The sequence below is a fragment of the Mycobacterium sp. genome (assembly GCF_965229265.1).
GTDB lineage: Bacteria > Actinomycetota > Actinomycetes > Mycobacteriales > Mycobacteriaceae > Mycobacterium.
The window spans coordinates 1-15,492 of record NZ_CBDDIY010000011.1 but is presented as its reverse complement, the minus strand read 5'-3'; the positions used below and the strand labels follow the sequence as shown (position 1 = coordinate 15,492).

Genomic DNA, 15,492 nt, shown 5'->3' with positions numbered 1-15,492 from the left:
GTGTCGATCTCGGCGGCACTAGAGCCCGAGCAGCGGCTTCAGCGCCTCGGCGACGGCGGTGACTCGGCCCGGGTGGTAGCCGTCGAGGCTGGTGACCGAGCTCAGGATGACGCCGTCGACGCCGGCGTCGAGGATCTTGGTCTGGACCTGCTCGGCAATCTGCTCAGGGCTGCCGAAGACGGCTTGCTGACGAAAGTCCGGCGGAATGACCTCGGCGGTGACGTTGTCGTCGATGATCGCCACCGCCAGCACGCTGGTCTCCAGGGTAGCCGGGTCACGGCCGATCTCCTCGCAGCGGTCCTTGACCACCTGCACCTTGCGGGGCAGCTCGTCGAACCCGGCGATGATGTTGAGGTGGTCGAAGTAGCGGGCCGCCAGCGGGATGGTCTTCTTCTCCCCGCTGCCGCCGATCATCAGCGGGATGTGGTCGCGGAAGCGCGGGTTGGCGAACGCCTCCTGGGTCCGGTAGTACTTGCCGTCGACGGTGACGCGTTCGCCCTTGAGCATCGGCAGGATGATCTGCAGCGCCTCGTCGAGCTTGTTGAACCGGTCGGTGAACGTGCCGAACTCATAGCCCAGCGAATCGTGTTCGAGTTCGAACCAGCCGGTACCGATACCCAGGACGGCGCGGCCCTGGCTGATCACATCGAGTGTGGTGATGGCCTTGGCCAGCAGCGTCGGATTGCGGTAGGTGTTGCCCGTCACCAGCGTGCCCAATTGGACGTGCTCGGTGACGCTGGCCAGCGCCCCCAGGGCGGTGTAGGCCTCCAGCATCGGCTCCTCGGGGGCACCGAGGCCGGGCAGCTGATAGAAGTGATCCATCACGAACACCGAGTCGAAACCGGCCGCGTCGGCTTCCTGAGCCTGCGCGATCACCGTGGGAAACAGCTCGGCAACACCGGTGCCGTAGGAGAAGTTGGGGATCTGAAGTCCGAGTTTGATCGTCACGGGTCCTACGTAACCACGATTAAACGGGGCGTGCGCCCCGTTTCGCTGTGGGCGAATCGCCACGCCTCGCGACCCGTAATGTCGCAGGGCATGAGAAGCCGCGCCGCGATCGTGCGTGAGATGGGCGGGGACTGGTCGGTCGAGGAGTTCGAACTCGATCCCCCGCGCGCCGGCGAGGTGCTGGTGCGGGTGGCCGCTGCCGGGCTGTGTCACTCCGACGACCACATCCGCAACGGCTTCATGGCACCGCCCGGCGACGGTCCCCGAACGCGCCCGCCCACCATCGGCGGGCACGAAGCCTCCGGGGTGGTCGTCGAGGTCGGGGACGGGGTGACCACCCTGGCCGCGGGCGACCACGTGGTCGCGTCGTTCGTCGCGGTCTGCGGCCGCTGTCGCTGGTGCGCCTCCGGCATGCAGTACCTGTGCGACAAGGGCGCCGGTGTGCTGACCCCCGGCATGCCCACCGACGGGACCTTCCGCCACCACACCGTCGACGGCATGGATCTGGGCCACACCTCTAAGATCGGTGCATTCGCCGAACACACTGTGGTGGCGCAAGATTCGCTGGTCAAGATCGACCAGGCCATCCCCCTTGTGCCCGCCGCCCTGTTGTCGTGCGCCGTCCCGACCGGATACGGATCGGCTGCGCACCGGGCCAACGTCCGCGGCGGGGACACCGTGGTGGTCATCGGTGTCGGCGGCATCGGTACCGCGGCCGTCCAGGGCGCGCGGATCAGCGGTGCCACCACCATCGTGGCTGTCGACCCCGTCCCCGCCAGGCTGACATCGGCACTCGGATTCGGTGCCACCCACACCGCCGCCTCGGGCGGCGCCGCGATCGATCTGGTACGCGAGCTCACCGGTGGTGTGATGGCCGACGCCGTGATCGTCGCGCCCTCCGACATCACCGGCGAGCAAGTACCGGCCGCGCTCGCGCTGACCCGCAAGGGCGGCACCTGCGTGCTGACCGGCATGGCTCCGACCGGCCGCCAGCCCGTACCGCTGGACATCCAGGATCTGGTCCTGATGAACAAGAACCTGTGCGGGACGGTGTTCGGCTCGTGCAATCCGCGCTCCGACATCCCCCAACTGGCCGCGATGTACACCGCCGGGCAACTGCGACTCGACGAGATGATCACCCGCCGCTACCGCCTCGACGACATCAACGACGCCTTCGCCGACCTGCGCAGCGGCGAATTGGTCCGCGGCGTCATCGACTTCGGGATCGCCTGATCGCCATGCCATCTCCGTTATCGGGTCTGCGGGTCGTTGAGATCGGCGACCGGCTCGCCACCGCCTACTGCGGCAAGCTGCTGCGCGACGCCGGGGCCGACGTGGTGATGGTGGAACCCGTTGCCGGCCAACGGCTGCGGCGCCTGCGGCCCACCGGCGTCGGGCCCAGCGACACCGACAGCCCGTTCTTCGCGTTCCTGGCCGGTGGCAAACGCAGCGTCGCCACCGACCGGATTCGGCCCGAACACCTGGATTCGGCCGACGTCGTGATCCTCGGCGCGACCCCTTCCGAGGCGGCCGCCCTGGGCCTGGGTACCGACGAATTGGCGCTTCTGGCACGCACCACCGCGATCGTCACCGTCTCCGACTTCGGCTGGACCGGTCCGTGGACCGACGTTGCGGCCACCGAGTTCACCCTGCAGGCGTGGTGCGGGTCGACGGGCTCGCGCGGTGAGCCCGGCCGTCCCCCGGTGGCCGTCGGCGGCGACCTCGGCGAATTCATCGCCGGCAGCTACGCCGCCTTCTTCGCGCTGGCCGCGCACCGGGCCGGCAACCGACGCTTCGACCTGTCTGTACTGGAGGCCATGACCACCTCGATGCAGGTGTTCTCCTGGCTGCGTAGGGAATTGATGCTGCTCGAGGTGCTTGGGCGGTCAACCGAGGTGCCCTCGGTCGAACGGGCCAAGGACGGCTACGTCGGCGTCTCGATGGCCACCGGTCAGCAGTGGCAGGACTTCTGCGCCATGGTCGAGTGCCCGGACCTGGCCGACATCCCCGAACTGCGGTTCCAGGTCGGACGCTGGGAGCAGCGCGACCTCATCCGGTCCCGCACCGCCGAGTGGTTCACCTCGCACACCGTCGAGGAGATCGTCGAACTGGCCGCGCTGTTCCGGATCCCGATGGCGGCCATCGGCAACGGCGAAACCCTGCCCGCGATGGACCATTTCGTGGCGCGGGGGTCATTCGTGGACCATCCCGGCGGATTCCGTGCGCCGCGGGCACCGTGGCGGATGAGCCGCGCCGAGCCGGTGCCGCCGGCACCGCCCCCACCGCTAGCCGGGGCAGACCCGGCGGCGCTGTGGCCGGGCCGCGAGCGACCCACGTCAGATATCACCGGCCTGCCGCTCGACGGGGTCCAGGTGGTGGACCTGACCGCATTCTGGGCGGGCCCGTCGGCCACCCATCTGCTGGCCATGCTCGGCGCCGACGTGGTCAAGGTCGAGTCCGTGCAACGCCCGGACGGGATGCGCTTCGCCGGCGGATTCCGCGACGACGTCGAACGCTGGTGGGAATACAGCTGGGTGTTCCACGGGGTGAACTCCGGCAAGCGGTCGGTCACCCTGGACCTCGAATCAGACACGGGCCGTGAGCTTTTCGGACGCCTGGTCGCCCAAGCCGATGTGGTGGTGGAGAACTTCACCCCCAGGGTGATGGATAACTTCGGGCTGAGCTACGACGTGCTGCGGGGGTTCAACGACCAGATTATCGAGGTCCGGATGCCCGGCTTCGGGCTCGACGGCCCCTGGCGGGACCGGGTGGGCTTCGCGATGACGATGGAACAACTCGCCGGCCTGGCCTGGATCACCGGATACCCCGACGGCCTGCCCACCGCGCCGCGGGGCGCCTGCGATCCGCTGGCCGGCGTGCACGCCGCCTTCCTCACCATCGCGGCTCTGGAGCACCGGCGCCGCACCGGGTTGGGGCAGCTGGTGGAAGTACCCATGATCGAGGTGGTGCTCAACGCCAGCGCGCTGCAGGTCATCGAGCACGATGCCACCGGCGTCGTGCTGACGCGCCGGGGCAACCGCGGCCACGAGTTCGCCGTCCAAAACGTTTATGCCTGCGCCGATGACGACCAGTGGATCGCCGTCAGCCTCCGCCATGCCGGCGACTGGCATTCCCTCACAACAGCTCTCGGGAGATCCGACTGGGGCCGGATGCCCTACACCGCGGAGTCAGCCGACCGAATCGACGCCGCGCTGGCAGGCTGGTTCACGACGCAACCCCGTGACGCCGCCGTGGCCGCGCTTCTGGCGGCGGGGGTTCCCGCCGCGCCGGTGCTGTCACCGCCCGATGTGTTCGACAACCCAGCGCTGCGGGCCCGCGGCTTCTTCCAGACGCACACCCACCCGCTGTGCGGTCCGCTGGCCTATCCCCGGCCGCCGGTCGTCGGTGACTTCGTCACCGGCCCGGCCCCGCTTCTCGGCCAGCACAACAGCGAAATCCTGGGTGGTTCACTGGGATTGACCGATCAGGAACTGGCCCGACTGGAGGGCGAGGCGGTCATCGGATCCTGGCCGTTGGGAATGTGACTACCGCTGGACCCAATCCCGTGACCGCAACCGCCAGGTGCGCCGCGCGTAGTCGATCTCGGTATAGGGCCACTGGGTGACGATCCGGCCACTCGGCGAACGAAAGTAACTGCCGCACTGGGTCCATACCGTGTGCTCGAGTTCCGCGGAGATCTCGGCATTGAATCGCTGCTCGGCGTCTGGACGGACCTCGAGCGTTCCGCCCCGGCGGGCGAGCCGGCCGACGGCGTCGGCCACCAGCCTGGCACCAGCCTCCAGGATGTAGACGATCGAGTTGCCGCCCTGGTTGGTGTTGGGCCCGTAGAGCATGAAGAAGCTCGGGAACCCGCTCACCGCGACACCGAGGTAGGCGCTCGGATCCTCGCCCCACCGCTGATGCAGCGACTGCCCTCCGACACCGGTCACCTCGATGCCCGCCAGATAGCGGTCGGTCTGGAACCCGGTGGCCGCCACGATGACATCGACATCGGTGGCCGACCGCGCCGTGCAGATCGCGCCGCCGCTGATCGCGCGGATCGGTTCGGTGACCAGTCGCACATTGTCGCGCTGCAGGGCGGCGTAATAGTCGCCGCCGAGCAGCACCCGCTTGCACCGGAACGGGTAGTCCGGGGTCAAGGCCGCACGCAACGCCGGATCATCGACGCTGCGGCGCAGGAACTCTTCGGCGATCCCCTGCCGGCCGGTGACCAAGGGATCGTCGAGACGCAGTGCGGTGTTGTCGTGCTGTTCCTTCCACAACCGCCACCGCTCCCAGCGGGCCGCCAACGGGCTGCGACGGAACCGGGCGCGTTCGTCGGCGCTGAACGGCCGGTCGTCCTTGGGCACCATCCACGGCGGGGTGCGCTGGAAGACCGTCACCTCGGCGGCCACCCTGGCCAGTTCGGGGACCACCTGCACCGCGCTGGCTCCGGTGCCGATCACCGCCACCCGGCGGTTGCCGAGGTCGGCGCGGGGGTCCCACCGGGAGGTGTGCATGACGGTCCCGCCGAACTCGCGCAGACCATCGATGTCGGGCAGCTTGGGCTCCCCGAACAAGCCGACCGCGCTGACCACCACGTCGGCCGTCAATCCGAAACTGATTCCGCTGGAGCCGGATTCAAGGTCAAGGTCCCACCGTTGGGTGTGCTCGTTCCAGCGCGCGGCGCGCATACGGGTATCGGTGAGCAGATGTCGCCTCAGGTCGAACCGGTCTGTCACCGACTCCAGGTAGGCCAGGATTTCGGGCTGATGGGCATAGGTCCGGCTCCAGTTGCGGTTGGGCGCGAAGGAGAAGGAATACAGATGGCTCTGGATGTCGCAGGCCGCGCCGGGATAGGTGTTCAGGCGCCATGTTCCGCCGACACCGTCGCAGCGCTCGACGATGACCAGATCGTCGATGCCGATGCGGCGCAACGCCACCGCCGCGGCCAGACCGCCGAAACCGGCACCGATGATCGCCACCCGCGGCGAGCGACCGCGGCGAGCGGCTGCCCTGAGACGGCCGGCCAGGTAACGGTTGCTCACCGGGGATCGCTCCGCTGAATGTCCAGTCCGTCGAGGCCGCCGTCGCGCCACGACCGCAGTAGGTCACCGTATTCGGTTGGTGCGCCGTAGAAGAAGCTGCCCTGCCGGGTTCGGGTGTTGGCCTGGCCTTCCCGGTTGTAGTAGCCGGGGGTGCACGCCCGGGCCCGGTCGGCGGTACCGGCCGATCGGACGAGCACGGTGTCGACCCATGCGGCCTCGGCCGCCGGCGTCGGCTCCAGGCTGATGACGTCGTGGGACAGCGCCCAGTCGATGATCCATGCGACGTGCGACGCCTGCACGTCGAGCAGGTAGGGGAAGTTCACCGTGAATCCGGACTGGGCGATGCTCTCCACGAACAGATTCGGGAACCCGGCCACCAGCAGGCCGTGCAGCGTCCGCACGCCCTCGTTCCACTTGTCGGTCAGTGTGAGCCCGTCGCGGCCGACCACGTCGAACCCGGTGCGCCGCGCGTACTCGGTGCCGACCTCGAATCCGGTCGCGAAGATCAGGCAGTCGAGTTCGTGCTCGACCCCGTCGACCACCACCCCGCGTTCGGTGATGCACTGCACGCCGCGGCCATGGGTGTCGACCAGAGTCACGTTGGGCCGGTTGAAGGTCGCCAAGTAGTCGTCGTGGAAGCAGGGCCGCTTGCAGAAGTAGCCGTACCAGGGTTTGAGCGCCTCGGCGGTGGCCGGATCGGCGACCACCGCATCGACCCGGGCCCGGACCTCCTCCATCTTGGCGAAATCGGCCAGCTCACCGTCGTTGAGCACCAGCAGGGTCTTGGTGATCGATGTCCAGGCATCGGCGACCAGGTCCTCCTCGGCCTCCCCGCCCGCGGTGAGCTGCTGGAAGTTTTCGATGCGGCGGCGCTGCCAGCCCGGTGTCAGCGCGGCCGCCCAGTGCGAGTCGGTGGGCTGGTTGTTCCGGACGTCGACCGAGGACGGTGTGCGCTGGAACACCGAGAGCTGGCCCGCTGCGCAAGCCAGGTGGGGCACACACTGCACCGCGGTCGCCCCCGTGCCGATGATGCCGATTCGCTTGTCGGCCAGCCGTTCGAGGTTGTCACCGGTGTAGGCGTAATCCCAGCGGCTGGTGTGGAACATGTGTCCGCCGAACCGACTGATCCCGGGGATGCCGGGAAGCTTCGGCTTCTGGAGGTAGCCGTTGGCCATCGCGACGTACCGGGCACGGATGGCATCGCCGCGGTCGGTCGCCACGATCCACCGTGACAGCCGCTCGTCCCACCGGATCTGCGTCACCTCGGTGTGCAGGCAGGCGTCCCGGTAGAGGTCGTAGTGCTCGGCGATGCGGCGGCAGTGGGCGAGGATCTCCTGGCCCTTGGCGTATTTTTCGGTCGGCAGGTAGCCGACCTCTTCCAGTAACGGCATGTAGACGTACGACTCGACGTCACAGGCGATGCCCGGGTAACGGTTCCAGTACCACGTGCCGCCCACGTCGGCGGCCTTGTCGATCAACCGGATGCTGTCCACCCCGCGCTCGCGCAGCCGCGCGCCGGTCAGCAGTCCGCCGAATCCGGCGCCGATGATCGCGACGTCGACCTCATCGGTCAGCCGGTCGCGGGGTTCCGGCTCGCCCGACCACGGGTCGCGTGCGAATCCCGCGAAGTCGCCCGCCACCTCGACGTACTGGCCGATGCCGTCGGGGCGCAGCCGGACCTCGCGCTCGCGGGCGTAACGGGCGCGCAGTTCATCGGGGTCGAAGGGCAGATCAATCACGTTGTCCGCACTATATGTGGGCAACGTCGGCGATCAGCCGGATTTCGGCCGTCGGCTAGCAGGCCCCGAATGACCCCATTCGTCCCGAGCCCTCCAATGCCGCCATCGACTCGGCGACCGATTGAGTCAGGTTCGGGTATCCGGCGATCTTGGTGTTCATGACGCATTGTGTCGGCAGGAATCCGACCGGCGCCGTTTCGATGGTGGGCTGCATCAGCCACAGTCCGTCCGGGAACGAATCGGCATTCTGAACGAAGGCGTCGACAAGGGCGGGCTGATCCATGCGATCGATCGTCAAATGGATGCCCGCCTCGTTCAACATCTCGATGTCACCCGTGGAGTCACCACCCACCAGGAACAGATCACCCACCGAAATGGGGCCCTGGGTGATGTAGTTGACGATGGCGCCCACTTTGCCCCCGCGCCAGGACGACAGACCGTCCGGGGTGCCCAGAATCTGCAGCTGCGACATTCTCTGCGGATCGAGATTGATGTAGTCCTCATCCGGATTCTGGAAGACAAGTTGATAGTCGGTGACGATCTGCCCGGTCGTGGTGTCCTTCATCAGGGTGTTGATCCCGACCACGTGGTCAAGCGGAATCGCCGCGCCGTCGCCGTACTTGGCAGTGATGGTGGGATTCTCGGCATTCTGCACCATCCAGCGCACCGCCCAGGTGATCCCGGCCGAGACGATATACACCTGGTAGCCGTGGGCGATCAGGTTGCCTTGCAAATCGGCCATCTGCGGATAGATGAAGGGTTGCCCCGCACTCAATATCATCGACTCTTGCCCGGTTGTCAGATCAGCCTCGGCCGCACCATTGTCGTAGACGGCCGACGTCACCCCGAGGAAATCGGCGATCGAATATCCGTTGAACACCGAACTCGGCATTGTCAGGCTTGAATATTCGCCGAATGGATCATTCGCAAGGGAGTCGAGCACGGCCTCGTAATAGGTGTACACACCCTGGGTAATGGACGCTTCACCGGCACTGTCAGATGTGGCGAACGAGGGGAACAATGCAGTCGGCAACGTGGTGGGGTCGATGACTCCGTTCAGTTGGACATAGGCCATCATCGCCTCGCTGATGTCGCGGGCCTGGGTGGTGTTGTCGAAGTCGAAGACGGCGATCTTGCCCTGCCCGGCGTCGCGGCTGATGGCCTGGGTGAGGTTCTGGTAGACGGTGCTCGTCCACCCGGATGGGTCGAGCGCTGGAACCGTATCGTCCACGCCGGTCACACCGGCAGCGCCCCGGGCACCGGCGACGCCGAACAGCCCCGGGGCGCCACCCGTCCCGCCGCTGCCGCCGGCACCACCGCGTCCGCCGGCGAAGCCGAAACCACCTGCGCCTCCCGCTCCACCGGCTCCACCGTTGCCCCACAGCGACAACAGGCCCGCGCTGCCTCCGGCGCCACCCGCCCCACCGTGCGCAGCGGGGCTCGCCCCACCACCAACGCCGCCGGCACCGCCATCGCCCAGCACCAGGCCGCCCCTGCCGCCGGCGCCACCGGCCTGACCCGTACCCCCGGAGCCACCGGCCCCGCCCGCGCCAATCCAGCCCGCATCGCCACCGGCGCCACCGCTGCCGCCGACACCCGCCGACAGGCCGTAGCCAAGGGCCGAGCCGGCGCCACCGGAACCGCCCGCACCACCGGCACCAAAGAATCCGGCTACCCCGCCCGCTCCACCGCTACCACCGTTGCCGCCGGCCTGACCGGACCCACCTGACGATCCCGCGCCACCGGCGCCACCATCACCACCGTTGCCCCACAACGATATTCGTCCCACCCGGCCACCGCCGCCGCCGGCACCACCGTTGCCGCCGGCTACCGTGGCGGCGCCACCGGTGCCACCCTTGCCGCCATTGCCGACAAACAGGCCGCCGGCCCCACCCGCGCCGCCGGCACCACCGTTGACTCCAGCTCCGCCGTTACCGCCGTTGCCGATCCATCCCGCCGAACCACCATTGCCGCCGTTGTAACCAGCACCGCCATTGCCTAACAGCCCACCGTTGCCGCCGTTGCACATCGAGGTGCAGGATGACGCATCCCAGCTGTAGCCATTGCCGATCACAATCCCGCCATTGGGATGCGCGGCCGTCCCGTTGCCGACGAAGAACCGCCAAACCGTCTCCGGCGTTGGAAGATCGGTGACTGCCGCCGCCGGCACGCGGCGGCCCCGATCGGTCGAAGCCAGTCGCGGCTGCGCCGCCGGCCTGGCGGATCTCGACGATGCCGTCGACTTCTGCACACCTGAGCGCGATGAAAATGGGGTCGAACCGGGCGCCTGTGAGCCAAGCGCGGTCCGCGCGTGCTCTGCATGCGCCGCCGAGGGCCGCGCCTTCCCGGCCGACGATTCCGTCGTGTCCGCCGACGCGACCGGCATGAATGCCAGCACCGCGGCACCCGCACCCAGCGCAATCGCCAAGCCCCCAACCCGGCCCACAGCAGTGCCCATCAACAGCTCCATTCGGTCGAGAACCCGGCCCGGCCATTCGCCGCGTATCAGCGGCATATCTATCACGACTTCGCCCCCCGGATGACTGTTCAAGGTGAAGCGGAGGTGAACCCGTGGCGCACCGGGCGCCGAGCCGGCGCTACTGATCGACCAGGCTGGCAATCACCTTGGTCTGCAGGTATTCCTCGAAGCCGGCCAGACCCATCTCGCGGCCGATGCCCGACTGCTTGTAGCCGCCGAATGGTGTGTCGGCCGAATACCAGACACCCCCGTTGACGCTGACGGTACCGGCGCGAAGCCGCCCCGCCACCTCGGCGGTCCGGTCGGCGTCGGCGCCCCACACCGCAGCCGAAAGCCCATAGGGCGAGTCGTTGGCGATACGGACCGCGTCGTCGTCACCGTCGTGGGCCAGCACCACCAGGACCGGCCCGAAGATCTCCTCGCGGGCGGTCCGCGCGGCATTGTCGAGACCGCGAATCACCGTGGGCGTGATGAAGTATCCGCGGGTCAGCTCGGCGGGCGGACCGCCACCGCAAGCGAACGAGCCACCCTCGGCCGTCGCAAGGTCCAGATAGCTCTGGACGCGGTCCCGTTGGCGCGCCGAGATGAGTGGCCCGCACACCGTGGCCGGGTCGGTGGGATCTCCGACCGCAACGCGGGCCATCGCCTCGGCCGCGGCGTCGACCGCCTCGTCGTAGCGGGCGCGCGGAACGAGCAGGCGGGTGGTGAAGGCGCAGCCCTGCCCGCCGTGGCGGGCGACGGCCACCGCCGCGGTGGCACAGGCCCGCACCAGATCGGCATCATCGAGAACCACGAACGCCGATTTGCCGCCGAGTTCGAGGAAGACCTTCTTGACGGTCTGCGCGGCGGTGCGCATGACGGCGGCGCCGGTGGCGGTCGACCCGGTGAACGACACCATGTCCACCCGGGTGTCCTCGCACAACTGTTCCCCCAGCCGGGCGTCACCGGAGGTGACGATATTGACCACTCCTGGCGGAAAGTCGGTGCGCTCGGCGATGATCCGCCCGACGTGCGCGGCACACCAAGGCGTCTCCGGGGCGGGTTTGAGCACGACGGTGTTGCCGGCCGCCAGGGCCGGGCCGAGTTTGGCGAAGTTGATCTGGTGCGGGAAATTGAACGGCGTTATCGCTCCGACGACACCGTAGGGCTCGCGGACGAGTTCCCGCACCGTGGCGACACCCATCGGGTTGGCTACACCGAGATCAGCTGTCCAGGAATAATTTTCGGCGGTACTCGCCGGGAAGTCCAGATCGTCGACGGGTCCCTGCAGGTGCGGGCCCGCGGTGAAGGCAACTGGAGCACCCACCTCGGCGACGGTGACGGCACGCAGTAGTTCGATCTCGACGTTGAGCTCCGCACGCAATTGGCGCAGGCAATGCACCCGCAGGGCGACATCGCGGCACCAGTCGGTGTCGTCGAAGGCGGCACGCGCAGCGCCGATCGCCCGGTCCAGGTCCGCGCCATCGGCATCGGCCGCCACTCCGAGGACCTCCTCGGTGGCGGGATTGAGGGTGGGAAACCTACCCGCGCCGCCGTCGACCAGCCGCCCGTCGATGAGCAGTTGGGTCACAATGGATCCCGGGCGACCGGGCACGACATGCATCGAGGGCCGCCTCGCCCGGTGCCGAGCTCGGAGGCCGCGATCGGCAGCACCTCGATACCCGAATCCTGAAGGCGAGCATTGGTTTCGGTATTGCGTTCGTAGGCGACGACGACGCCGGGGGCCAGCGCCAGTGTGTTGTTGCCGTCGTCCCATTGCTCGCGCTCGGCGGTCACCGGGTCCAGCCCGGTGTCGATGACCCGCAGCCGCTCGATCTGCATCGCCTCGGCGGCCGCCCGCACGAAGGGCGCCTCATCGAAGATCTTCACCCCGCCCGGGGTGCGCTTGATGGTGAAGGCCGACAACGAGTCACTGATGGCCGGATACATCACCACCGCGTCGACGTCGACCATCGTGCAGACGGTGTCCAGATGCATCTGCGCACGCTCCTGGGCAATCGGCACAGCGAGCACCGTGTGCGCCAGGCCGTCGTCGAACAGGCTGCGCGCCAAGGCTTCCGCGCCCGCCGGTGTGGTGCGCTCCCCGACGCCGACCGCCACCACACCGGGCGAGAGCAGCAGCACGTCTCCGCCTTCCACCGGCGCGGTGTGCGACTCGTAGGCGCGCCGCACACCGAGGAAGCGCGGATGGTGGGCGTAGATCAGGTCAGTCAGCGAGGTTTCGCGGATCCGGGCCGGCAACGCCAGCGAGGTGATGGCCACCCGAGGGCCGATCCAGAACGAAGAGTCACGGGTGAACAGCAGGTTGGGGAGCGGCTCGATGACGAAGTCACCACCGTGGTGCATCCGGCGCACCAGCGAGGTGTCGGCCTCGGCGCTCGAAGGCAATTCGGTGAACGTCATGCCCGCAGTCAGCACGTGCGCGAGCGGGGCTGGTTCCAGGCTGCGCAGGTAGGCCGAAAGCTCTTGCGCCAGGGGCAGTCCGAGGCGCCGGGCGTCGACCGCCGCGGCAATCCCCTGCATCCGGGCCGCACCACTGGCCAGCGCCTCGGTCAGCAGGTCCGCCATCAGCAACACCTCGACGCCGCGCGAGCGCAACAACTCGGCGAACACGTCGTGCTCCTGCTGGGCCCGCGACACCCAGGGCAGGCCGTCGAAGAGCAGCTTGTCGTTGTTGCGCGGGGTCAGCCGTTGCAGTTCGGCGCCGGGCCGGTGCAGGATGACGACCCGCAGAGTCCCGACCTCGGAGTTGGAGCCCAGCGCGGTCGCAGTCACACATAGCACCGTAACAACATCCCACTCACCTCAACTATCGTTGAGGTGTGACCGAGCAGGAACTGTCACCCGGTGAACTCGCCCGCCGGGCCGGGGTAGCGATCTCGGCACTGCACTTCTACGAGCGCGAGGGCCTGATCAGCAGCCGGCGCACGGCGGGCAATCAACGCCGGTACGCCCGCGAGACGCTGCGGCGGGTGGCCTTCATCAGAATGTCGCAACGGTTGGGCATCCCGCTCGCCCGGGTCCGCGAAGCACTGGCGTCGTTGCCGACAGACCGGGTCCCAACGAGCCGGGACTGGGCGCGGCTGTCGGCGGGCTGGCGCGAGGACCTCGACGAGCGGATCGGACACCTGCAGCGGTTGCGTGACAACCTCGCCGACTGCATCGGCTGCGGATGCATGAGCCTGCGCAGCTGTGCGCTGTCCAATCCCGAGGACGTGCTCGCCGGCCAGGGACCCGGGGCGGCCCGACTCTAGCCTGTTCGAACAGACGTGCGATATTCTGGCCGGGTGTCTGTGGCGGTTCAAGGCGCGCTGTTCGAACACAGCGAGCGTCGCGACCTGGGCGCGGGAGCCTGGATCGACATCCGGTCGGCCTGGGTCGAGGATGCCGACCTGCTGTTCGCCGGCCTGCTCGACAGCGTCGCGTGGCGGGCCGAGCGCCGCCAGATGTACGACCGGGTGCTCGACGTTCCGCGGCTGGTCAGCTTCCACGACCTGACCACCGAACCGCCACCGCATCCGGTCGTGACCAAACTGCGGCGTCGGCTCAACGACATCTACGCCGGGGAGCTCGGCGAGCCGTTCACCAGCGCCGGGCTGTGCCTGTACCGGGACGGCTCCGACAGCGTCGCCTGGCACGGGGACACCATCGGCCGCAGCAGCGTCGAGGACACCATGGTGGCCATCGTCAGCCTCGGTGCGACCCGGGTGTTCGCGCTGCGCCCGCGCGGCGGCGGACCGTCCCTGCGGCTTCCGCAGCACCACGGCGACCTGCTCGTGATGGGCGGCTCGTGTCAACGCACCTGGGAGCACGCGGTTCCCAAGACGGCAGTCCCGAAGGGCCCGCGGATCAGCATCCAGTTCCGGCCGCGCGACGTGCGCTGAACTCAGCCCCGGATGGCGTTGACGCCGGCGACCAGCAGTTCGCGCGCCCGCTGGGTGTTCACCGGCACGATGGGCTTGTCGGGTGCCACCAGCGCGTTGGCGGTGACAATCACCTGGTAGTCGCCGAAGTGGGCGGAGTAGTTGTAGATCTCGCCGGTGCGGGGCTGGTTGTTGATCACCGTCTGCAGCACCCGGTGTACGCCCAGGGTCTGGGTGCCGTCGATCGTGGGTGTCTCGATGGTCTCGGCCAGACCGCGCACGGCACCGCCGCTGAAGGCGACCTTCTGGCAATCCGGCCCTGGTTCGGTGACCGGCACCGGTGCGTTGGTCTCGACGGCGATCACGATGAACCGGTTTCCCGCGCCCTCGGCGGAGAGGGCGGCCATGTTGCCTTCGGTGCCCGGCGGCACGAGCTGCCCGGTGGCGAACTTCGCACAGCCGGCCGGGTCGAACGTCAGGCCGTCGGGCAGCTTCTGGGCGGTCAGCAGTTTCGGGTCGATGCCCGTCGGGGCCACCTCGGTGATCTTGTACTGCGGACCGAAGCTGGCCTTCAGCGTCGATATCTTGGCGATGTCGGCGCTCGGTTGCCCCGATCCGCTTGATCCGCACGCGGCGAGCAGGCCGGCGCACAGGATCGCGATGACCGCCCTGGGGGTGTACATCGTGGCAAATGTACCCAACCCGGCCCGCTCAGCCGCGCAGGGCTGACACCGTTTCCACCAGCAGCTCACCGACGAAATGCGAGTTCAGCGGCGGATGCGGGGATCCGGGATCGGTGACGAGGGTGACGAACACGACATGGTCGCCGGCGTAGGCCATCGCCGTGGACGCCTGCCCATCGGTCTCGGTGCCGGATTCCACAACGGTCCGGGTGTCGACGTCCATCGCGACGCTGTCGACGCCATCGATGTGCGGGGCATCGACGAGCCGCGCCGCTCCGCTGGTGTGCGCGAACGTCATCGTCCACTGCCCGCACTCGCCCATCAACCCGGGGTCCGGGGCGGGGTGGCCGGGTGCCGCGACGACGACGTACACGATGCCGCCCGGCCCCGACGCGGAATAGCCCCGGGCGGACGGGTCGGCCGGGGCCGGGTCGGCCAGCACCCCGCACTGCGGGGGTTCGGCGGTCCAGCCGGACCCGAAGCCCCACATCCCGGCGGCGCTCACCGGACCGGACACGTCGGCGATCTCGTAGCCGGCCGGCAGTGCCGGCCGGATCCGTTTGATGTTGGCCGGATTGATCGGACCCGCGGCGGCCGTGGTGCTGGTCGCCGACGGCGGCGCTGCCGGGCCGGCCGGCTGCGTGGCACACGCAGCCAGCCAGAGCGCCGACATCAGGCAGACCGTGAGCTGCCGCACGTTGGACTTGATATCACCGATCGTTCGCCGGATGC

12 protein-coding genes are annotated in these 15,492 nt (G+C 68.6%); 4 read left to right on the top strand and 8 right to left on the bottom strand.

The window, feature by feature from the left end; genetic code table 11:
• Positions 1 to 18: 18 nt before the first annotated feature.
• On the bottom strand, positions 19 to 948 hold the full coding sequence (locus ADBZ9K_RS12575) for an LLM class F420-dependent oxidoreductase (RefSeq protein ID WP_526620986.1): 930 nt from the start codon (positions 946 to 948) through the stop codon (positions 19 to 21).
• Between the two features lie 90 nt (positions 949 to 1,038).
• On the opposite strand from ADBZ9K_RS12575, the gene ADBZ9K_RS12570 reads away from it, so the two are divergent.
• Both ADBZ9K_RS12570 and ADBZ9K_RS12565 read left to right on the top strand, forming a co-directional pair.
• A complete protein-coding gene (locus tag ADBZ9K_RS12570; RefSeq protein ID WP_526620984.1) occupies positions 1,039 to 2,181 on the top strand; it encodes an NDMA-dependent alcohol dehydrogenase in 1,143 nt (380 codons plus the stop codon).
• A 5-nt stretch (positions 2,182 to 2,186) separates the two neighbouring features.
• On the top strand, positions 2,187 to 4,493 hold the full coding sequence (locus ADBZ9K_RS12565) for a CaiB/BaiF CoA-transferase family protein (RefSeq protein ID WP_526620983.1): 2,307 nt from the start codon (positions 2,187 to 2,189) through the stop codon (positions 4,491 to 4,493).
• Here ADBZ9K_RS12565 and ADBZ9K_RS12560 read toward each other — a convergent pair whose 3' ends face one another.
• From ADBZ9K_RS12560 to arcA, 5 genes are all read right to left on the bottom strand, one after another.
• Positions 4,494 to 5,996, bottom strand: coding sequence for a flavin-containing monooxygenase (locus tag ADBZ9K_RS12560; protein WP_526620981.1), 1,503 nt, complete (start codon positions 5,994 to 5,996; stop codon positions 4,494 to 4,496).
• The gene (locus tag ADBZ9K_RS12555; RefSeq protein WP_526620979.1) at positions 5,993 to 7,735 is read right to left on the bottom strand and encodes a flavin-containing monooxygenase; all 1,743 of its coding nucleotides are present in this window, start codon (positions 7,733 to 7,735) and stop codon (positions 5,993 to 5,995) included. Before ADBZ9K_RS12555 ends, ADBZ9K_RS12560 begins: the two co-directional genes overlap by 4 nt.
• A 55-nt stretch (positions 7,736 to 7,790) precedes the next feature.
• The gene (locus tag ADBZ9K_RS12550; RefSeq protein ID WP_526620978.1) at positions 7,791 to 10,193 is read right to left on the bottom strand and encodes an HAD family hydrolase; all 2,403 of its coding nucleotides are present in this window, start codon (positions 10,191 to 10,193) and stop codon (positions 7,791 to 7,793) included.
• Between the two features lie 139 nt (positions 10,194 to 10,332).
• Complete coding sequence (locus ADBZ9K_RS12545; RefSeq protein WP_526620977.1) at positions 10,333 to 11,817, bottom strand: aldehyde dehydrogenase; 1,485 nt, start codon at positions 11,815 to 11,817, stop codon at positions 10,333 to 10,335.
• A complete protein-coding gene (gene arcA / locus ADBZ9K_RS12540) occupies positions 11,781 to 12,989 on the bottom strand; it encodes an arginine deiminase (RefSeq protein ID WP_526620976.1) in 1,209 nt (402 codons plus the stop codon). Before arcA ends, ADBZ9K_RS12545 begins: the two co-directional genes overlap by 37 nt.
• Positions 12,990 to 13,036: 47 nt before the next feature.
• Between arcA and soxR the strand changes: the two genes are divergently transcribed.
• Positions 13,037 to 13,468 (top strand): redox-sensitive transcriptional activator SoxR, encoded by a 432-nt coding sequence (soxR, locus tag ADBZ9K_RS12535; RefSeq protein WP_526620975.1) that lies wholly within the window; start codon positions 13,037 to 13,039, stop codon positions 13,466 to 13,468.
• A 33-nt stretch (positions 13,469 to 13,501) separates the two neighbouring features.
• A complete protein-coding gene (locus tag ADBZ9K_RS12530) occupies positions 13,502 to 14,098 on the top strand; it encodes an alpha-ketoglutarate-dependent dioxygenase AlkB (RefSeq protein ID WP_526620974.1) in 597 nt (198 codons plus the stop codon).
• 2 nt (positions 14,099 to 14,100) lie between these two features.
• Here ADBZ9K_RS12530 and ADBZ9K_RS12525 read toward each other — a convergent pair whose 3' ends face one another.
• Together ADBZ9K_RS12525 and ADBZ9K_RS12520 are read right to left on the bottom strand one after the other, a co-directional pair.
• Positions 14,101 to 14,760, bottom strand: a complete 660-nt coding sequence (locus ADBZ9K_RS12525; protein ID WP_526620972.1) for a DUF5642 family protein — start codon at positions 14,758 to 14,760, stop codon at positions 14,101 to 14,103.
• 28 nt (positions 14,761 to 14,788) lie between these two features.
• Positions 14,789 to 15,492: DUF5642 family protein (locus ADBZ9K_RS12520; protein WP_526620970.1), on the bottom strand; the 704-nt coding region annotated here is incomplete at its 5' end.